The following is a 19,111-nucleotide window of genomic DNA, read 5'->3' as shown; positions in this document are numbered from 1 at the left end:
TCAGGCGAAGAACGACCGAACGCTCTCGGCCGCATACACTAAGTCGTCCTCGGTCAGATATTGATGGACCCCGAAATGCAGCCCGGTCCTGCCAATGCGCTCGGCCACGGGAAAGGCCCCTGGGGTGTACCCCAGAAACTGAAACGCCGCATGCTGTGTGGGCAGCGAGCCGAAGAGCGTCTTGCACTGAACGCCCCGCTCCTCCAAATACTGATACAGCGGCTCCATTGATGCGGCCGGGTCGCGCAGCACGAACGGCACCGCATGAGGGCAGATCACTTCGCCAGGCCCGTCGCGATAGAGCACGAGATGTTCTTCGAGCGGGCTGAGCAATTCCCACAATCGGGCCAGGTGCCGGCGGCGGATGGCAAACGTCTGGTCGATCATCTCCAACCCTTCCAGGCCGATCGCGGCCTCCAAATCATTCATCTTGGAATTGTAGCCCACGCGATCGAAGGCGAAATAGAGCTGCCCGCCGCGGCGGCCGTGGCTGCGGATGGAGCGGCACAGGGCGTCCAACGCCTGATCATGCGTGACGATCATGCCGCCTTCGCCGCTGCAGATCATGTGCGCGGCGTAAAAGCTGAATAAGGCCAGTTCGCCGAAGGACCCCACGAGTTTCCCGTTCAAGCTCGCCAGATGCGCCTCGCAGCAATCCTCGATGACCGCCAGCCGGTGCTGTCTGGCGATGGCGAGAATCTGGTCCATCTTGCATGGCTTGCCCATCGTATGCACGACTTGGATGGCGCGCGTGCGCGGCGTGATCGCGGCCTCAATCAGCGCTGGATTGATGTTCAAGGTTTCTAATTCCACGTCGACAAACTTCGGCGTCAGACCCGCGGCCAGAATGCAATTGCCGGTGGCCACAAAGGCGAGCGCCGGCGTGATCACCTCATCGCCGCGCCGCGCACCCCGGTCCAGCAAGGTCGACATGGCCACGATCCCTGCGTCGGTGCCTGAGCTTGTCGCGATGGCATACTGGTAGCCGAGCCGCTTGGCAAACCCTTCCTCAAGCCGCTTGACGTTGGGCCCTTCGGACACCCAATTGCGGTCAAGGGCCTCGGCCAGATACCGGCGGGCCGTTGATCCGACTTCGATGTGGCCGAACGTGATCCGGTACGACGGCGCTGCAGTAGATACGGGCATCAGTGGTCCTCTCTGTGTTGGGTGGTGAGGCTTACGCGACCTCGTGCGCTGCGACCTCAACCGCCTGAGGTGTTGTCATGACCGGATGGGCCAGCGAAATGATGCGCGCAGGAGACACCCCCAGCTTCAGCAGCCGCTCCACCCCGGTCGTATCGCCCCAGGGCCGGGACGCCTCGATGATGTAATCATAAGCCGCGGTCATGACGGTTTCGATCCCCTGCACCGGCTGGCCGAGAAACCGCTCGCGACGCAACGGCTCCTCCACCACACCGATGAGCTCGAGCTTCATTTCATGGATCGTGAGAAACGCGATCTCGGCCAGCTCTCCGGTGCCGGAGAGCAGGATGCGGCGCTGCCCCTCTTGGGCGACGAGTGCTAGCTGCTCGCGCAGCGAATGGCGCACGCGGCTGTACAACTGGAGCGAGTATTCGATGAATTCGTACGTCAGGCGGGACTTCTCGAGGATGCCTTGCGGGGTGATCAGGTACCGAAGCCGATTGCTCTTTGTACCGATGATCTTGACATAGCCCTTCTTGACCAACCGTCGCAGCATGAGGTTCGTCATGCCGAGGGCGACGCCGATCCGTTTGGAGATTTCGCGCTGGGAGGAATCGGGCGATCGGCTCAGCTCATCAAGCAGATGCATGTCGCGGTAGGTGTTTTGGGTCATCCGCCCACGCGTTCAATGGTTGAACGCCTTGCACCCACCACGATCATCCAATGATAGAGCAGCATTTATTGAGAGCGCTCGCAAGACTGGCCGAAGTACGTACGAGGAAGGTTCCCGTTCATGGACTGAACGTTACGGATGATACTCTATCCGATCTGACCGTTTTGTCAACTGAAAAAGACCATAGGCGGCCAGCAAAATCACATACGGCTCCATGGGCACGCGATGGCGGTAGGCGGATTCAAAAAACAGATGCGGCAGCGAGCGGCACACCAGCACGAGCAGAATCAGCCACCATCCCAGCCTCTGCGTGGGCGAGCGGATCGATTGCGCGAGCACGCGAAATAAGCCGATAAACGCCAACACATAGGCATAGCTCCACAGGCCGTAATAATAGGTGCTGCGCCGCAGAAGAAACACCGGATCAAATGACCCGTAGCCTTGATTCAAACATAGCGCTTTGAAATTTCCGATGACCTCCTGCGTCACCTTGACGAGGACAGTGATCGGCTGCTGCCGAAGTCGCTCCCGGGCGGCGACCGGATCCGTCCATGGATTAAACCAGGTCCGAACCTGCGCGGATGAATTGGGATTGATCATCCACTGCGCGCCCATGCGGCCCCGCAAGCCGCCCCCCTTCCCGGCGACAAACGGCGAGAGCACCACGAGAAATCCGACGGAGAGCATCGCCGCGTGCCACAGCGCCTTGCGCCATCCGACCACTCGCGACATGCCGAGCATCAACCATCCGAGCAGCCCGAGCCAGAAGACGCCATTGCCCTCGCGGGTCACCGTGGCCCAGCCGAGCAAGGCGCCAATCCCCAACATCCACCGGCCCCAGCGCGCCGGCTGCTGGACATACCGCACCAGGCACCAGACCACGAGCAAGGTCCAAAACAGATCCAACGCCTGGTGACCGATGGACGCGGCCGCGAAAATCATCGGAAAGTTCAGCGCCCCGAAGACCGCGGCCACCCGCGCGACCATGACACCGAAGAGCCGCTTGCCGATGCTATACAACAGCAGACAAGCTGACGCGCCGATGAGGGACTGGAGCGCGCACACGAGAAAATAGTTTCTCCCGGCGACATGATACACCGCGGCTAAAAATCGGACATAGCCTGGCGCAAACATGGGAATGTTTCCCCATCGAGGATCAACCGTTCCCTGCGCCAGCGCCCAGGCTAGGGCGTCATAGGCCGGTCCATCGGAACCTGCGTTGAGGAAGTCCGGGCTGTGCAAGATACGCACGGTATAGAACAGCCGAAAACCAAGTGCGAGCAGAAACACGCCCGCCAGAAACACGCGTTCGCGCCGCACCCATTGCCGCAGGCGCGCAGCGCCTGTTGCCACTCGTGCCACTCCTGTGGCGATCGCCGCACACAACCCCAATGCCGTGGCCAAGAGCGTCACCCAGGGATTGAGCGCAGCCGATGAGACCCAAAACCCCGCATAGCTGATCACCAGTGGCATCAGGTAGCCATCCGCCGCCCCGGGAGCAGCCTGCCGCCAGGCCGCCATGAAGCGGATCGTCCACACCAGGCCGATGGCCAGCGCCATGATCCAGAACACCTGCCAATAGCGCACATACCAGATGGAAAGCTCCAGACCGTGCTGGGACGTCATCTGCCAGACCAGCGTCGCCAGCAGCGCGGACAGATGCACGCCAAACCCTAACCGGACGGCATCCGCTAGGCTCCGACGAGCGCCGAGGAGCGCATTGTAGGCCAGCGTGTAGAGTGCGACACTCGCCCAATACAGCACCGGCAGCGGAAATCCGCGCTCATCGGCGATCGGCAGCGACAGCCGCACCAGGCCGCCGCGCCACCACCACACCTCGGCGAGCACCACGGCGCACAAGCCGACGCCGGCACAGACCGCCAGCGCCGCGCGCCCGACGGAGATGCGGGGTGGAGTCTTCCTCGGCAATTCAGCAACAGTCGTGGTCATGGCGCTGCGGCGCGGAACCAGGCGATGGTCTTGGCGAGCCCTTCATCCAGGGTCGTGCGCGGCTGCCACTGCAGCAGCGTCTTGGCGCGCGTCAAATCCGGCCGGCGCTGCTTGGGATCATCGATGGGCAGCGGGCGAAACTCGATCCGGCTCTTCGTTCCGGGAAACTGCGCGATGATTTTTTGCGCGATGTCGAGCATCGTCCGCTCATCCGGGTTGCCCAGATTGACCGGATCGTGAATGTCGCTGTCCATGAGCTTGCGGATCCCCTCGATGAGATCGTCGATATAGCAGAAACTCCTGGTCTGTGCGCCTTGGCCGTAGACCGTCAGGGGTTCCCCCTTCATGGCTTGCCAAATAAATGTTGGCACGGCCCGGCCATCATCCAGTCTCATGCGCGGCCCATACGTGTTGAACACCCGAATGATTCGAGTATCCACGCCGTGGGTGCGATGGTAGGCCATGGTCAAGGCTTCGGCGAACCGCTTGGCTTCGTCGTACACGCTGCGCGGCCCGACCGGGTTGACATGGCCCCAATAGGTTTCCGGTTGCGGATGCACGTCAGGGTCGCCGTAGACTTCCGAGGTGGAGGCCAGCAGAAATTTCGCGCGCTTGGCTTTGGCGATCTCGAGCGCGTTGAGGGTTCCCAGCGATCCAACCAGCAGCGTTTCCACGCCGTGCTTGAGATAATCGACAGGGCTTGCGGGAGAGGCGAAGTGCAGCACGTACTCCAGGGAGCCTGAGAGTGGGAGGGGTTGCGTGATGTCGTGCCGGCTGAGGGCAAACGCGGGCTTCGAGAGCAGATGCGCGATATTGGATTGCTGCCCGGTGAGAAAATTATCCACGCACACCACCTGATGCCCTTCGGCGATCAAGCGATCGCACAGATGCGATCCAATAAACCCCGCCCCGCCGGTCAAGAGGATGCGCATGTCGCGTTACTGTAGCCTACCCGTCCTGGCTGCGTCAAGCCGAACTCCGGCGTCCAAACCGAACGCGCTGGCCACCATCTGCGTGATGTGCTGGCCGATGCGGATGGAGGCGGTGGCGGCGGGCGAAGGCACGTTGCGGACGTGGACGGCGTTGATGGCGGTGGCGATATCAAAGTCATCCAGCAGTCTTCCCTGCTGGTCAACCGCTTGGGCCCGCACGCCGCTGCCATTGGGCGTGACGTCGCGCTCTTGAATCTCGGGCACCAACCGCTGCAAGGCTCGGACAAATGCCCGTCGGCTCCATGATCGATACGCTTCATGGAGCCCGGTGCGCCACTGGGTGCGGCTCATGCGCCAAAATCCTGGGAACCCGAGCATCGAGGCCAGATCCGGGAGGCTGACATCGGTCTTGCGATATCCTTCCCGCTTCCATGCCAGCACCGCGTTCGGGCCCGCGTGCACCCCGCCGTGGATGGACCGGGTGAAGTGCACGCCGAGGAACGGCATGGCCGGGTCCGGCACCGGATAAATCATATGCTTCACTAGATACCGCCGCTGCGGCCTCACATCGTAATACTCCCCGCGGAACGGAACGATCTGCACGTCCGATGATCCGTCCGCGGAGCGCGCAAGCCGATCGGACTGCAATCCCCCGCACGTGATCACATATGGCGCGCGGCACTCGCCCTGCGTCGTTTGCAGCACCCACTCGCTTCCCCGCCGGGCGATTCCCGTCACGCGCGTTGAGCACTGGATCACGCCTCCGCGCTGGCGAATGACCGAGGCCATCGCCTCAGCCACCTGCCCGTAGTCCACCAACCCGGCGCTGGGCACATGGAGGGCGGCGATGCCGCGCGCATGCGGTTCGAGCTCGCGGATTTCTTCCGGGCCGATCCGCCGCAGCCCGGCCACGCCATTCGCGATGCCGCGCTCATAGAGCGTCTGAAGCCTCGGCAGCTCGGAGGCCTGGGTGGCCACCACGAGCTTGCCGCACATCTCAAAGGGAATGGCGTGCTGCCGGCAAAACTCGATGAGCAACGTCGCCCCGGCCACGCAGGTCTGAGCCTTGAGCGACCCGGGACGATAATACAAGCCAGAGTGGATGACGCCGCTGTTATGAGCTGTTTGATGCGCGGCAACCTGCGGCTCTTTCTCGAGCACGGCGAGGGCAAGACCGGGCTGCTGGCCCAGCAGCTCCATCGCCGTCGCCAACCCGACGATGCCGCCGCCGACAATGATCACATCATCATAAGCCATAAGAGGAATTTTCGATTATCGAGTTACGATTGTCGATTAATTGTCGATGTGCGATTGACGATTGACAATTGGCAATCGAAAATTCAAAAAATTAATCGTCAATCGAAAATCGTCAATCGTCAATTCGTCTTAAGACTTTCGGCTAATGTTTTGACGACGCGCTCAATCTGCTCATCACTCAGCTCAGGATACATCGGCAAGGCCAGGACGCGCTGGGCCACGCGACGCGCGATGGGACACGGCGCGCATCGCACCGACGGTTCACGAAACGCGGGCTGGTCGCAGAGCGCTGAGGGGTAGGCGACTTGTGTCGCAATGCCCTGCTCTGCCAAATGCTGTTGCGCGCGATCGCGATGAGGCGTTTGGATGACATACAGATGATAGACATGGCCATAGCCGGGCAACGTGCTGGGCAGCGTCGCATCCTCCAGCTTTGCCGCCGTTAAGGCGTTGGCATACGCTGCGGCATGCGTCTTCCGCGCCTGCGTCCAGGCGTCCAAATGACGCAATTTCACGCGGAGGACGGCGGCCTGCAATTCATCCAACCGGCTGTTGGTGCCAAGCGCCAGATGCTGGTACCGTTCGCGCCCCCCGTGATTGCGCAATACGCGCACCTGCTCGGCCATCTTCGCATCGTTGGTCACGACCATGCCGCCGTCGCCATAGCCGCCGAGATTTTTCGTCGGATAGAAGCTCAGGCAGCCGGCATCGCCGAAGCTGCCAACGCGCCGCCCCTGCACGGTTGCCCCGATCGCTTGGGCGCAGTCTTCGATGACCCGCCAGCCTCGTTGTCTGGCCATCGTCATCAGCTCAAGCATCGCACAGGGATGCCCGTAGAGATGGACCGGGATGATCGCTTTTGTCTTAGGGGTTGCGGCGGCGGCCGCCTGGTTCAGATCAAGCGTGCAGATCTTCGGATCGATATCGACGAGCACCGGGGTCGCCCCGACGAGCAGGATCGCCTCAACGGTCGCCGCAAAGGTATAGGCCGTGGTGATGACTTCATCGCCCGGCCCGATCCCGCAGGCTCGAAGCGAGAGGATCAGCGCGTCGGTCCCTGAGGCGACCGCCGCCGCGTGGCGCGTGCCGCAATAGGCGGCAAGCTCCTGCTCAAGCGCTTCCCCCTCAGGCCCGAGCACAAACTGGCCGCTGTCCACGACCCGGGCGATGGCCGCATCGATCTCCGGCTTAATCGAGAGATATTGGGCACGAAGATCAATGAAGGGAATCTGCGGCATGAGTTGACTGATGAGCCCGGAACCACTCCACCGTGCGACGCAGGCCTTCGGTAAACTGAACTCGGCCCTGCCAACCCAAACGGCTGTTGGCCTTTGACGGGTCAGCGAGCGTTCGATACACATCCCCGGGACGGGGCGGTTGGAAGGACGGCGCGATCTGCAGGCCGAAAATCCGATTGAGAGCTTCCCACAACTCCAGCACGGAATGCTCTTCGCCAAGAGCCACGTTGAACACCTCGCCGCTGACCCCGGGGACTGTTGAGGCCAACACCGTAGCGTCGACGACGTTCTCGACATACGTAAAATCGCGCGTTTGGCGGCCATCGCCATAAATAGGCGCGGGTTCTTTCCGCAACAGGCAGTCGATGAATTTTGGAATCACCACGGCGTAATCATTTTCCAGGCTTTGCCGCGGGCCGAAGACATTGAAATAGCGCACCGCCACGGTTTCCAAGTGAAAGGCGCGCGAAAACATGCCGCAGAGCAGCTCATCCGCCAGCTTCGAGGCGGCGTAGGGCGAAATCGGTGCCGCGGGATGATCCTCCCGCAGCGGCATCGTCTTGGCTTCCCCATACACGGAACTGGAGGACACGCAGACCACTCGCTTCACCCGCGCAGCGCAGGCCGCGTCGAACAGATTGACGGTCCCTAAGACATTGACCTCCATATACCCATACGGATCCGCCATCGACTTCGGCACGCTGCGCCAGGCGGCTTCATGGATGATGGCGTCGATGCCCTGGCAGGTCGCGGCCACGATGGCGCGATCCCGAATGTCGCCTTCAATGAATTCGATGCGCGAGCGGCTCTCAGAGAGATTGTCGAGCGTGCCGGTGGAGAGATTATCGAGCACGCGCACCTGATGCCCGGCGCGCAGCAGCGCATCGACGACATGCGAGCCGATGAACCCCGCCCCGCCTGTGACGAGATAGCGTGACATTACAGTGTGATCACCTTCTGGCTCTTGCCCCCGGAAAACTGCCGAAGATGGTTGCGGGTGTCGACGATGACGGGCGCATAACGCAACACCAGGTCATAGTCCACCCTGGAATGATTGGTGAGGAGGACCGCGCAATGCGCCGAGCGCAGCGTGGCCGCCGTGAGTGCGACCGAGCGGGCGGTCGCCCCGTTCAGTGGCACCGAGGGAACAAACGGATCGTGATAGGTCACCCGCGCCCCGCGTTCATGCAACAGCCGCGCGACATCAAAGGCCGGAGAGTCCCGCAGGTCCCCCACGTCGCGTTTATACGCCAACCCCAGCAGCAGGATGGTCGCACCCTTCATGGCTTTGCGCCGGTCATTGAGCGCCTGCACCACGCGGTTCACCACGTGCTCAGGCATCGCGCCGTTGATCTGCGAGGCCAGCTCGATGAACCGCGCCTCGAAGCCGTGCACGCGCACCTTCCAGGCCAGATAGACCGGGTCGCTGGGGATACAGTGCCCTCCGATTCCAGGGCCTGGATAAAACGGCATGAAGCCGAACGGCTTGGTCTTCGCCGCCTCGATCACTTCCCACACGTCGATGCCGAGGCGATCGCAAATCAGCGCCATTTCATTGACCAACCCGATATTCACGGCGCGGAAGGTGTTCTCCAGCAATTTCACCATCTCGGCGGACTTGGCACTTGAGACCGGCACCGTCTGCTGGATGATCGCGCTGTAGAGCGCTTGCGCCATGGCCGTGCAGCGCTCGGTAATGCCACCGATGACCTTGGGGATGTTCCGCGTCATGAAGGTCGGATTACCCGGATCGATCCGCTCCGGCGAAAAGGCCAGACAGAAATCTCTTCCCACCGTCAGCCCTTGCGCTTCCAAGGCGGGGAGAATGACTTCCTCGGTCGTGCCGGGATAGGTCGTGCTTTCCAGAACAATCAGCATCCCCCGATGCACCCGCTTGGCGATTTCCTGCGAGGCGGAAATAATGTACGACATGTCAGGTTCGCGCGTCTTGCGCAGCGGGGTGGGCACGCAAATGATCACCGCATCCTGATCGCTGAGGGCATCAAAGGAGCCGGTGGCCTGCAGGCGATGCGGCTTGCGCACCGCCGCCAGCTCCCGGTCGGAGACATCAAGAATGTAGGAGCGCGCGCTGTTCACCCCCTCAACGCGGGAGCGATCGAGATCGATCCCGGTGACGGCAAATCCTTCTTTCGCAAACTCAACGGCCAGCGGCAGGCCCACATACCCCAGGCCGATGACGCCGATGCGGGCCGTGCGGCTGCGGATGCGTTCGGCTAATTCAGCCAGCGCTGCTGGCGCAGATACGCGATGAGGGCTTCGTCCCATGATCGCAAACTCCTTCCTGTCGTTTCGTGTTCCGTGGCCAGCGCGGAATAGGCTGGCCGAGGTGCTGGCCGCTGAAGCGCTGCCATTGGAATCGCGTGGACCAGCGTCGGGTCGCATCCCATCAGCGCGGCAATGCGCTGGGCAAACGCGAGGCGGCTGCAGGCTCCGGCATTCGCCAGATGGTAGATGCGCGGGGTGAATCCCTCATGGCGCGCAACCGCCGCTTCGCCTAATCGGATGAGCTCCGCGGCCAGATCATCAGTGAATGTCGGCGAGGTCACTTGATCGCGAAACGCCTCAACTGGTTGATGCGCGCGAAGCCGCTCGGCCACCTGATGACAGAAATTCATCCGGCCGGCGCCAAACAGCGTGCTCGGCCTCGCCACGATCGCGCGCGAGTGCCGCAGGGCCGCCTGCTCGCCCTCGAGCTTGCTGCGGCCGTAGACGCTGATGGGATGCGGCGCATCCGACTCCACATACGGCCGTCCCTTCGCGCCATCGAACACATAATCGGTGCTGACATACAGCAACACCGTGTCCGTCTGTTGGATGGCGCGCGCCAGATGCGCCGTCGCCTCCACATTCATGCGACGCGCCAGCGCGGGATCCTGCTCGGCCTCATCCACATTCGAGAGCGCTTGCGCGTGAATGATCAGCGCGGGCTGCTCGGCCTGCAAGAGGCGCTGTGTGGGCTCAGCCTCGGCAAGATCGCACACCCGATGCCGCCCCAACGAGGGCACCAATGCTGGATGGCGCGACACGCCCACCACGTCAGGGTGCTGAGCGAGCAGCTTGATGAGGGCTTGGCCCAGCAGACCGGTTGAGCCAGTGATAAGAATCTTCACGCAGTTGCCTCACGAGGGGCCGCCACCACATCTCCTGTGTGCGATACCAGGCGGTCGTCCTGGCCAATCCATCGGCAAATGTCACGCGCGGCTGCCATTCCAGCGCGCGCAGCCGATCATCCCGCATCGCATACCGCCGATCATGCCCGGGGCGGTCTGCCACATGCTCGATGAGCGATGCGGAAGCGCGCAACAGCTCCAAAATCATCCCCACGGTCTGCAGATTCGGCTGCTCGCTTTCGCCGGCCACATTGTACACCTCGCCTAACGCACCCCGCTCGATCACCGCCTGGATCGCGGCGCACGCATCGGTGACAAAGAGCCACGCACGGCGCTGTTGGCCGTCGCCATACACCGGAACCGATCGCCCATCCAGCACGTTCGTGATGGCCAGCGGAATCAGCTTCTCGGGAAATTGTCCCGGACCGTAGCAATTGGTCGGGCGCACGACGATCACCGGCAGTCCGTACGTGGCGTAGTACGATTGAGCCAGCAGATCGCCGGCCGCCTTGCTGGCCGCGTACGGGCTCTTGGGTGCGAGGGGCGCTGTTTCCTCAACCGCTCCGTTGAGCACCGGCCCGTAGACTTCATCCGTGCTGATGTGGATAACCCGCTTGACCCCGGCGGCCCTCGCCGCCTCCAGCAGCACGCGCGTGCCTTCAATATTCGTGCGCAAAAATTTCGCGGCGTTGGTGATGGAGCGGTCCACGTGCGTCTCCGCGGCGCAATGCACGAGCAGCTCGCAGCCCGCGATGGCCTGCTCCACGATCGCCCCATCGCAGATATCGCCGTGAAGCAGGGCGTGCCGCCGCTCGTCCACATCCGCCAACCGCTCCGAGGAGCCGGCGTAGGTCAGGGCGTCGAGGTTCACCACCGTATCCGCTGGATGAGCCTTCAGCCACGCGCGGATGAAGTGCGACCCGATGAACCCAGCACCCCCAGTGACTAAAATCCTCATAGGGGATTTTCGAATGACGATTGCCGATTGACGATTAATTTTTGATTGACGATTGCCGATTGTTGATTGGTAAATAGTAGTTCGTCAATCACCAAATCGAACGTTAATCGACAATCGACAATCGACAATCGACAATTCGCCGGTTTCATCTCTGCGCAGAGGGTTCAGTTGCTAGAGGAGGAACGTGGCCCTGCTGGAGCGCTCGTTCTCTCACTAACGTGGCCGCTCGATACAGCGTCTCAGGCAGTCCCGCATCGGTCCACCAGCCGTCCAGCAGGTCGTACGTCATCTGGCCGGCCCGGATGTAGTCATTGTTGACGTCGGTGATCTCCAGCTCCCCGCGCCCTGAGGGTTTCAGCGTCTGAATAATGTCAAACACCCGCGGATCGTACATGTAGATGCCCGTCACAATAGAATTCGACTTAGGCTTCTGGGGTTTTTCTTCGATCCCGATGATCCGATCGCCCTGCAGCTCGGCGACGCCGAAGCGCCAGGGATCCTCGACCTCCTTCAGGAGGATCTTGGCCCCTTGCCCCTGCCGGGCGAACCGCTCCACCGAGGGCCGGATGCTTTTCTCGACGATGTTATCTCCCAGGATCACCACGATGGGCGCTCCCCCAGCAAAGTGCTCGGCGAGGCTGAGGGCCTCGGCAATGCCGCCTTCGCCGCGCTGATAGGTGTAATCGATGTGCTTCAAGCCGAAGTCGCGCCCGTTGCCGAGCAATCGGAGGAAATCGCCGGCGTTATTGCCGCCGGTCACGATGAGAATTTGGCTGATCCCGGCATCCACCAGCGTCTGGAGAGGATAATAAATCATCGGCCGATCATAGACCGGCAGCAGATGCTTATTCGTGATGCGCGTGAGCGGCTCCAGCCGTTTTCCAAGCCCCCCGGCCAGAATCACCCCTTTCATCGCTTACCCATCCTTGCGCGCCCAGTCATATGGAATGTCGCCGCCGTGGGGCGGGAGGCGGTACTCATCCGGCTTGGCATGATGGTACGGCTCGCTGGCGATGTTGATGACGAGGGCTTCCGGCTCCGTCAACCCTTTAAACCCGTGATAGATGCCGGCGGGAATCTGCACGAGGAGCTGCTGCTGCGCCCCCATGAAGAACTCGTTGATGAGGCCCTTCGTTGGAGAGCCCGCACGGCCGTCATACAGGACGAGCTTGATCATGCCGGCGACGCACACAAAGTTGTCGACCTGCCGCTTGTGATAATGCCATCCCTTCACGACGCCGCGATACACCGCCGTGCAGTAGACCTGGCCGAATTTCTGGAAGAGCGGCTCATCCCGTCGCAGCATTTCGAACAAACACCCCCGCTCATCCGGAATGACCTTCAGCGGTTTGACCCGCACCCCCTTAATGAGCCGCGTCGCCATTGCGCCCAACTCCCACGTAGCGGAACCCCAGGGCTTGCATCCGCTGCGGCTCGTAGATATTTCGCCCGTCCACGATCAGCGGCTGCCGCATGAGCTTCTTGAGCCGCGCGAAATCCAGCTCCGTAAACTCGTTCCATTCGGTCAACACCGCCACGCAATCCGCCGCCTTCGCCGCCTCGTACGGATCCTTGCAGAGCTTCACGTGAGACAGCAGACGCGCGGCCTCGCCCATCGCCTGCGGGTCAAACGCCTTGACCGCGGCCCCTTCTGATTGCAGCGCGCGGATGACGTCGATGGAGGGAGCAAATCGCATGTCATCGGTGTTCGGTTTGAACGCTAAGCCTAAGATGCCGATGGTTTTGCCTTTCACCACCCAGAGGGCCTCATGGATTTTGGCCACAAACCGCCGCTTTTGCTCCTCGTTAATGGCGCGGACCGCCTTGAGCAACTGAAAATCGTATCCGAGCTGCTCTGATATCTTAATGAACGCATCGACGTCCTTCGGAAAGCAAAATCCGCCATACGACACGCCCGCGCTCAAGAAGGCCCGCCCGATGCGATGATCCAATCCCATGCCCTCCGCCACGCGCTCCACATCGCCGCCGGAGCGCTCGCAGATGTTTGCGATCGCATTGATAAAAGAAATCTTCATCGCCAGGAAGGAGTTGGAGGCGTGCTTGATCAGTTCAGCGCTGCTGATATCCGTGACCACAAGCGGGGCATGCAGCGGCGCATAGAGATCCCGGAGCGCGTTCTCTGCTCGAGCGCTTTCCACCCCCAGCACCACGCGGTCCGGCTTCATGAAATCTTGGATCGCGGTGCCCTCGCGGAGAAACTCCGGGTTGGAGGCCACATCGAAGGACACCTTGCGTTTCAGATGGGCCTTGATGGTCCGCGCAATCCACTGCCCGGTCTGCACCGGCACGGTGGATTTCTCCACGATGAGCCGATAGCTGCGCAGATGGCCGGCAATCTCCCGCGCGACCGCCTCCACGTAGACCAGATCGGCCTCCCCGGTGGTCTTCTGGGGCGTGCCAACGGCGATAAAGAGGACGGTGGACCGCTCCACCCCGCGGCCCAGCGAGACGGTAAAGCTTAAGCGCTTCTCCCGCACCCCGCGCGCCACGAGCTCCTCCAATCCAGGCTCGTAGTAGGGCATGAGGCCCCGCCGCAGGCCGCTGATACGCGCGGCGTCATTGTCCACCATGATGACCCGATGCCCCAGGTCGGCAAAACAGGCCCCGGTGACTAATCCAACATGCCCTGCGCCAATAACTGCGATATCCATGCACGTAACCTTATATTATAACAGAAATAGCGCTGTCTACTGTTGAATGCGAATCGGCGAGAAGGGGCTGCTCTGGGAGCCGATCTTGGGCTGGTGGTAGGAGTCGCCGGCTTCAATGGGCATCTGGGGAAAGGCTTTCAGGGTCAGGGTGAAGAGCACCTCTTCGCCGAATTCCCGATCCACCCGATAGATGAACTCCGCCATCCAATCGTGCAAATCACGGCGCAGGCTGTACTGGTATTCCCGGAGATTGTTAAACCGCTTGGCCGATCCGGAGACTTCCTTCCAGGTGTAGCGGTGAAACGTCGTGAGCTGCCATTTTGGGCTGAGCCCCCAGTCGAATTCCATCACCGTTTCAGTCTTGTCATTCTGCGAATACCGGTGCCCCATCCCGAAGTACCACTGCCCTTGCGGCAGCAATTCGATGCCCCCCCGCACGCCGGGCTCAAACGCCCGGTAGACCGGCGCTTGGACGTCCGAGGCGGCATACGCGGTGGGCTGGCCCTGGCCGCCGACGAGTACCAGGTCCATGTTCCAGGTTTGAACCCGGGTATCCCGCGAGCCCTTCGGAAAATGGCTGGGAATCTCCCACGCGGTCTCCAGGCGCATCCAGGGCCACGGGTACGTCTCGACATCCACGCTAAACTCACCCAGCCGACCGCCCTGCTTGTTGCCCCGGCCCCGATATGTATACGGGACCGACACGAGGAGTCGTGCCAGATCCACGTTACGGAGCTTGTTGTTCGGCCCTAAGGGGCGGCGGGTTTGGAGTTTGTTCTCCAAGCCGAAGGTCATCCGATTTGTCACACCCTCGGCGGCGGAAAAGCTGAGCAGATTATCCGGAACGGTCGGGGGGGCCACGTACTCGTAGGCCAATGTCGGCGTCACCACATGCCGCAGCCAATGAAGATTCAGACCAGCCCAGTTGCTCATCACCGGGAAGACGCGGAAGAGCTTCAGGCTCGCATCGGCTCCCATCGAAAATTGCCCGCTGAGGAAATCGCGCTGCCCCTGGCGATCCGTGCCCTGCCGATCCTTGGTGTAAAACGTCTGCCGCATGCCGGCACGGGGGGTCACCTCCAGCGGCCGAAACAGGCTCATGGCGTACTTGAGCTCTTGGAACCAATCCACTCGAATGGCATCGGTATCGTTGTCCGAATGCGGCAATTTCGTCTGCAAGTTGGCGATATCCAGCGCGGCTTCGGAAAATAGCTGCGAGGTGCCGATCTGCTTCGGGTTCACCTGAAAGGTCAGCTCAGGCTCGGCATTCGTGGTCGTATCAAACCGATTGACGCGCCGGCGGAACAGGCTGGTCAGCGCATAGGCATCGGTGCTCTGCACCGCGGAGATGAAGCTCTCCGGGCTTTCATCCTTGGTGAACTCCTCGCGAAAGAGGAATTCCTGGCGGAAATTCGCGTCGCTGAACTTGGAAAAATTGGTGATCACGTTGGTGTCGGGCATCGGCTGCCACTGGTGGCGCAGCATCGCGCGATACCGGTCATGATCCGCGCCCTTGGGCCGCTCCTCCGCTCGCATGGCGCGGTTGCCGACTTGATTGTAGTAGAGCTTGATCAGCCCCCGGCCGAATGCCGTGGACTCAAAGGCGTGATCCCACCCTTCCCCCCACGCGAAGTTCCGCCTCCAGTCCAGATGGAAATTGCCCTGATGGTTCTGGGGCCACTCATACCGGTAGCCGGTGAGCACGAATTGCTCCCACGGCTTTTTCTTCCCTGGAATCACGTAAAAGGGCGATTGCAGCTCTGAAAACACCATCCAGGGCAGATAGAACACGGGGACTTGCTCAACGAACAGGGCCGCGCTGCTGGCCCGGGCCAGCCGATCCTCGGCGAACACGATGGCCCGCCGCCCGGAAAATTTGAAATGCGGCGGCTCCATGTCGCAGGAGGTCAGGTACCCCGGGGTCACTTCATAGACACCCTCGGCGACATGCTCCACGGTTCGGCCATGCTGATGCCAGGGCGGCGAGGAGACGGTCCCTTGGAGGAACCGCCCCTTATGCGTCACGAAGTTGTACTGGGCGGCGTCGCCGCGGAACACCTGCGCGCCCTGCTCAAGGCGAATGCGGCCCTCGGCATAGACGTCCTTCGTGTCGGTAAACAGGGTCAGGTGATCGGCCGTCAGCAATGTATCCTCGTAGACCACCTCCACATCGCCGTCGGCCACGGCAACCTTTTGATCCGGGGACATATGCATCTGCCGCGCGTTGATCTGCACCGCCCCGCTCGGCGGAGTCGGCCGCCCCCGCAGGCTCGGTATGGTGGCCTGCGCGTCGCCGGATGGCGGCGGCAGAGGCGAGCCCACAAACACCGGTGATAATTCTACCGATGGGGCGCGCTCCGCCGGTGCCAGCGCGGCGATCTCCGCGGGCGCTGGAGCAGGCGCTGAGGGCTCCTCAGCGCGCTCCGCGATGACGGCCGGCACGGTGGGTGTCGCTTCTGCGCGCTTCGCGGTGACCTGCTTGCGGGCTTCGCGCTTGAGCTGCCGCTCATGCTGCTTGGCCACGCGCTCGGCCTGCTGCTGCTCGTGCGCCAGCGCTCGATCCCATCGTGACTGCTCGCGCGTGATCTGCCGCTCCATCGCGCGCAGCGCGGATCCCGCGCGCCGCTGCTGCCGCTCTTCCTCGGCCAGTCTGCCCTTTAAGGCGGCCAATTGCTGCGGGGTGAGCTGCGCAAAGCCAGCGGGGGTTTGAAGGCGCTGTTCTGCAAGCTGCGTATACAGCGGGGCCCAGGGATCGTTGGGGTGCAAGGATGCGGCGCGCTCGGCGGCATCAAGGGCTTGCGAATACTCGCCGCGCTTGAGGGCGGACAACGTCTGCGCCCAGCGGTGCTGTTCGTCATCCGCGGCCAGCCGCAGCGGCCAGGAGGCGGTGATGACGCAGACGGTCAGAAAACACGTGAAGGCGTGTTTCAACGCGCGATGGCCTTCCACGATTTCGCCTCAGGAGGAAGCTGCTCCCAATCCTTGAGAAACCGCGCCAATCCTGCGTCGGTCAGCGGGTGCTTCACGAGCGCCTCGAGCACGGCAAACGGCATCGTCGCCACATCAGCGCCGATCGTCGCCGCCTCCACCACGTGCAGCGGATGGCGGATGCTCGCGACCAGGATCTGGGTGGAAAACGGGTAGTTGGCGTAGATCGTTTTGATGTCGCGGATCAGCTGCATCCCATCACTGCTGATGTCATCGAGCCGGCCGACGAACGGCGAGATATAGGTGGCCCCGGCTTTCGCCGCCAGCAGGGCCTGGCTCGCAGAAAAGCAGAGGGTGACGTTCACGCGGATGCTCTCCGCGGCGAGCTGGCGCGTCGCCTTTAACCCGTCTTTGGTCAACGGGCACTTCACCACGATGTGCGGATGCAACTTCGCAAACATCCGGCCTTCCTCCACCATGCCGGCGGCATCGGTGGCAATGGTCTCCATGCTGACCGGGCCATCCGCGACCTGACAGATCTCCTTCAGCAGCGGGAAAAACTCGCGCCGCTCTTTCGCCACGAGGCTCGGGTTGGTCGTGACCCCGTCGATCGCGCCCCAGCTTTTGGCCTCTCGGATTTCCTTGAGGTTTGCGGAATCCAGAAAAATCTTCATCTGTCGCGCTCCTTGGATACTATTGACGTCATTACCCGATCACGTTAGCACAACTTTATCCAGAATTCCACCTTCCAGCCGAACGGCGATCCATGACCCATGACGCATGACCTATGACGAGAACTGTTTTTCAGTCATGTGTCGTGGGTCATGCGTCTTGTGTCGCCGTTCCGGCCGTTTGGTCCCACACCACAACGCGGTTGCGGCCGGAGCGCTTGGCGGCATACAGCGCTTGGTCGGCGTGGTCGATCAGCTCCTCCAGAGTCGAGGCGTGTGTTGGATACGCCGCCAAGCCGATGCTGACGGTTTGCTGCAGCGTCTCGTCATAGGCGCGGATGGGTGCCTCCTCCACGAGCTGGCGGATGCGGTCCGCAATCGGCACGGCTTCGGCCAGCTCGGTCTCAATGAGCAGCAGAATGAACTCTTCCCCGCCGAAGCGGGCGAGCAGATCGATGTCGCGCAGGCGCTGCTGGAGGCGTTTCGCCACCTGCTGCAGCACCACATCGCCGACGAGGTGCCCGTAGGTGTCGTTCTTCTGCTTGAACCAATCGAGATCGACCATCAGCAGCACGCTCACCAGGCCGTGCCGCGTGCAGCGCGCGATTTCCTCCCTGGCTCGGCTCATGAAATGCCCGCGGACGAACAAGCCGGTGAGCGCATCGGTCACCGCCATGGCTTCCACTTGCTCATACAAGATGATGCGCGAGCATTGCAGCGAGAGCTGGTTCGCCACGATCGCCAACACCGCTTCCTCTGATTCGGGCAGATCCTCCGCGACAAGAACCGCGACCGGCCGCTGCTCACGCGCGAGCGCGATGGCGCACAGGGGTGGCGCCACACGCACCACCTGGCTTGTGCTCGCCGTTTGCGCAACGAGGCCTTCTTCCTGGGGAAGCAGCGGGCCGGCGGATGCCATCTGAAAGCTCCCGTCGGCCGCCGCGGCCGCGCGGAACGCCGTCGGCGGTGTTGGCGTCAGATCGATGAGCCGCCATCCGCGCACATGCAGCAGCCGGGGCGCTAACACGAGAAAGATGCGAAACAGCTCGGCCATGCGCAGCGCTCGGCTGGTTTCCTTGGTGACGTGGTAGAGATCGGCCATCTGAGTGATCCGGCACTCTTGCGATTCGTTGAGGGCCTGCACGCTCAGGAGCGCGCGTGAAGCATCCGACACGCGCGCGAGCCGCGCTCCCTGTTCCTGCTGGTAGCGGCGGATGATGCGGCCGACCCGCCGCCGCTCCCCGGCCAATACCCACGGCGATGCCGCCAGCGCGCCGGCGTACCCCCATCCGAAGATGCCGCTGAAGGCCTGCGGCTGGCCCATGACAAAGACCGCCAGCGTCATCGCGGTGGAGAGCGCCACCGCCCAGGCCGGCCCCCAGAGACCTAGCCCCATTGATCCCGCCCACAAGATGAGTACGATAGACATGGATTGGTTAAGGGTAAAGTCGTGTTCCAGCCACCTAGTTTAGTATCATGGAGGCATGACCCGGCGGCACCGATGCCCACACTGCCAGTACACGAGAACGTGGGTTGTCCGACGAGGAAAGCGTCGGTG

At 62.2% G+C, this 19,111-nt stretch carries 16 protein-coding genes; all 16 read right to left on the bottom strand.

Translation table 11 applies throughout. The annotated features are described in order from the left end of the window. The 16 genes from HY737_00595 to HY737_00520 all read right to left on the bottom strand — a co-directional run bounded on the left by HY737_00595 (window position 1) and on the right by HY737_00520 (window position 18,949). Window positions 1-1,146, bottom strand: coding sequence for a DegT/DnrJ/EryC1/StrS family aminotransferase (locus HY737_00595; GenBank protein MBI4596883.1), 1,146 nt, complete (start codon window positions 1,144-1,146; stop codon window positions 1-3). Window positions 1,147-1,177: 31 nt separating this feature from the next. Then, window positions 1,178-1,816 carry a winged helix-turn-helix transcriptional regulator gene (locus tag HY737_00590; protein MBI4596882.1) on the bottom strand — a complete coding sequence of 213 codons (639 nt, stop codon included), beginning with the start codon at window positions 1,814-1,816 and terminating at the stop codon, window positions 1,178-1,180. 132 nt (window positions 1,817-1,948) lie between these two features. Further along, a complete protein-coding gene (locus HY737_00585; GenBank protein ID MBI4596881.1) occupies window positions 1,949-3,766 on the bottom strand; it encodes a glycosyltransferase family 39 protein in 1,818 nt (605 codons plus the stop codon). Continuing rightward, the gene (locus HY737_00580) at window positions 3,763-4,698 is read right to left on the bottom strand and encodes an SDR family oxidoreductase (protein ID MBI4596880.1); all 936 of its coding nucleotides are present in this window, start codon (window positions 4,696-4,698) and stop codon (window positions 3,763-3,765) included. The genes HY737_00585 and HY737_00580 overlap by 4 nt, the downstream gene beginning before the upstream one ends. Before the next feature lie 6 nt (window positions 4,699-4,704). Further along, window positions 4,705-5,955 (bottom strand): L-2-hydroxyglutarate oxidase, encoded by a 1,251-nt coding sequence (gene lhgO, locus HY737_00575; GenBank protein ID MBI4596879.1) that lies wholly within the window; start codon window positions 5,953-5,955, stop codon window positions 4,705-4,707. Between the two features lie 119 nt (window positions 5,956-6,074). Next, entirely contained in the window at window positions 6,075-7,193 is a 1,119-nt protein-coding gene (locus tag HY737_00570) for a DegT/DnrJ/EryC1/StrS family aminotransferase (protein ID MBI4596878.1), read from the bottom strand. Next, a complete protein-coding gene (locus HY737_00565) occupies window positions 7,171-8,133 on the bottom strand; it encodes an SDR family oxidoreductase (protein MBI4596877.1) in 963 nt (320 codons plus the stop codon). The genes HY737_00570 and HY737_00565 overlap by 23 nt, the downstream gene beginning before the upstream one ends. Continuing rightward, a complete protein-coding gene (locus HY737_00560) occupies window positions 8,133-9,479 on the bottom strand; it encodes a nucleotide sugar dehydrogenase (protein ID MBI4596876.1) in 1,347 nt (448 codons plus the stop codon). The genes HY737_00565 and HY737_00560 overlap by 1 nt, the downstream gene beginning before the upstream one ends. Beyond that, window positions 9,428-10,324, bottom strand: coding sequence for a dTDP-4-dehydrorhamnose reductase (gene rfbD / locus HY737_00555; GenBank protein MBI4596875.1), 897 nt, complete (start codon window positions 10,322-10,324; stop codon window positions 9,428-9,430). Before rfbD ends, HY737_00560 begins: the two co-directional genes overlap by 52 nt. Next, the gene (gene rfbB / locus HY737_00550; GenBank protein MBI4596874.1) at window positions 10,251-11,282 is read right to left on the bottom strand and encodes a dTDP-glucose 4,6-dehydratase; all 1,032 of its coding nucleotides are present in this window, start codon (window positions 11,280-11,282) and stop codon (window positions 10,251-10,253) included. The genes rfbD and rfbB overlap by 74 nt, the downstream gene beginning before the upstream one ends. Before the next feature lie 145 nt (window positions 11,283-11,427). Then, the gene (locus tag HY737_00545) at window positions 11,428-12,195 is read right to left on the bottom strand and encodes an NTP transferase domain-containing protein (protein MBI4596873.1); all 768 of its coding nucleotides are present in this window, start codon (window positions 12,193-12,195) and stop codon (window positions 11,428-11,430) included. 3 nt (window positions 12,196-12,198) lie between these two features. Continuing rightward, complete coding sequence (locus tag HY737_00540; GenBank protein ID MBI4596872.1) at window positions 12,199-12,666, bottom strand: dTDP-4-dehydrorhamnose 3,5-epimerase family protein; 468 nt, start codon at window positions 12,664-12,666, stop codon at window positions 12,199-12,201. Continuing rightward, the gene (locus tag HY737_00535) at window positions 12,647-13,954 is read right to left on the bottom strand and encodes a UDP-glucose/GDP-mannose dehydrogenase family protein (GenBank protein MBI4596871.1); all 1,308 of its coding nucleotides are present in this window, start codon (window positions 13,952-13,954) and stop codon (window positions 12,647-12,649) included. Before HY737_00535 ends, HY737_00540 begins: the two co-directional genes overlap by 20 nt. Before the next feature lie 36 nt (window positions 13,955-13,990). Next, window positions 13,991-16,903: a hypothetical protein gene (locus tag HY737_00530; GenBank protein MBI4596870.1), complete on the bottom strand. Its 2,913-nt coding sequence runs from the start codon at window positions 16,901-16,903 to the stop codon at window positions 13,991-13,993. Further along, the gene (gene fsa / locus HY737_00525; protein ID MBI4596869.1) at window positions 16,882-17,556 is read right to left on the bottom strand and encodes a fructose-6-phosphate aldolase; all 675 of its coding nucleotides are present in this window, start codon (window positions 17,554-17,556) and stop codon (window positions 16,882-16,884) included. Before fsa ends, HY737_00530 begins: the two co-directional genes overlap by 22 nt. 148 nt (window positions 17,557-17,704) lie before the next feature. Further along, a complete protein-coding gene (locus HY737_00520; GenBank protein ID MBI4596868.1) occupies window positions 17,705-18,949 on the bottom strand; it encodes a GGDEF domain-containing protein in 1,245 nt (414 codons plus the stop codon). Window positions 18,950-19,111 lie beyond the last annotated feature (162 nt).

The sequence above is a fragment of the Candidatus Omnitrophota bacterium genome (assembly GCA_016209275.1).
Taxonomy (GTDB): Bacteria; Omnitrophota; Gorgyraeia; order Aquiviventales; family Aquiviventaceae; genus JACQWM01.
This window is presented reverse-complemented; position numbering and strand designations above follow the sequence as displayed.

What these genes read in the sequence shown, in the direction of transcription:
- HY737_00595 (MBI4596883.1), bottom strand. Translation starts at nt 1,146, where the DNA reads ATGCCCGTATCTACTGCAGCGCCGTCGTACCGGATCACGTTCGGCCAC.
- HY737_00590 (MBI4596882.1), bottom strand. Translation starts at nt 1,816, where the DNA reads ATGACCCAAAACACCTACCGCGACATGCATCTGCTTGATGAGCTGAGC.
- HY737_00585 (MBI4596881.1), bottom strand. Translation starts at nt 3,766, where the DNA reads ATGACCACGACTGTTGCTGAATTGCCGAGGAAGACTCCACCCCGCATC.
- HY737_00580 (MBI4596880.1), bottom strand. Translation starts at nt 4,698, where the DNA reads ATGCGCATCCTCTTGACCGGCGGGGCGGGGTTTATTGGATCGCATCTG.
- lhgO (MBI4596879.1), bottom strand. Translation starts at nt 5,955, where the DNA reads ATGGCTTATGATGATGTGATCATTGTCGGCGGCGGCATCGTCGGGTTG.
- HY737_00570 (MBI4596878.1), bottom strand. Translation starts at nt 7,193, where the DNA reads ATGCCGCAGATTCCCTTCATTGATCTTCGTGCCCAATATCTCTCGATT.
- HY737_00565 (MBI4596877.1), bottom strand. Translation starts at nt 8,133, where the DNA reads ATGTCACGCTATCTCGTCACAGGCGGGGCGGGGTTCATCGGCTCGCAT.
- HY737_00560 (MBI4596876.1), bottom strand. Translation starts at nt 9,479, where the DNA reads ATGGGACGAAGCCCTCATCGCGTATCTGCGCCAGCAGCGCTGGCTGAA.
- rfbB (MBI4596874.1), bottom strand. Translation starts at nt 11,282, where the DNA reads ATGAGGATTTTAGTCACTGGGGGTGCTGGGTTCATCGGGTCGCACTTC.
- HY737_00545 (MBI4596873.1), bottom strand. Translation starts at nt 12,195, where the DNA reads ATGAAAGGGGTGATTCTGGCCGGGGGGCTTGGAAAACGGCTGGAGCCG.
- HY737_00540 (MBI4596872.1), bottom strand. Translation starts at nt 12,666, where the DNA reads ATGGCGACGCGGCTCATTAAGGGGGTGCGGGTCAAACCGCTGAAGGTC.
- HY737_00535 (MBI4596871.1), bottom strand. Translation starts at nt 13,954, where the DNA reads ATGGATATCGCAGTTATTGGCGCAGGGCATGTTGGATTAGTCACCGGG.
- fsa (MBI4596869.1), bottom strand. Translation starts at nt 17,556, where the DNA reads ATGAAGATTTTTCTGGATTCCGCAAACCTCAAGGAAATCCGAGAGGCC.
- HY737_00520 (MBI4596868.1), bottom strand. Translation starts at nt 18,949, where the DNA reads ATGGGGCTAGGTCTCTGGGGGCCGGCCTGGGCGGTGGCGCTCTCCACC.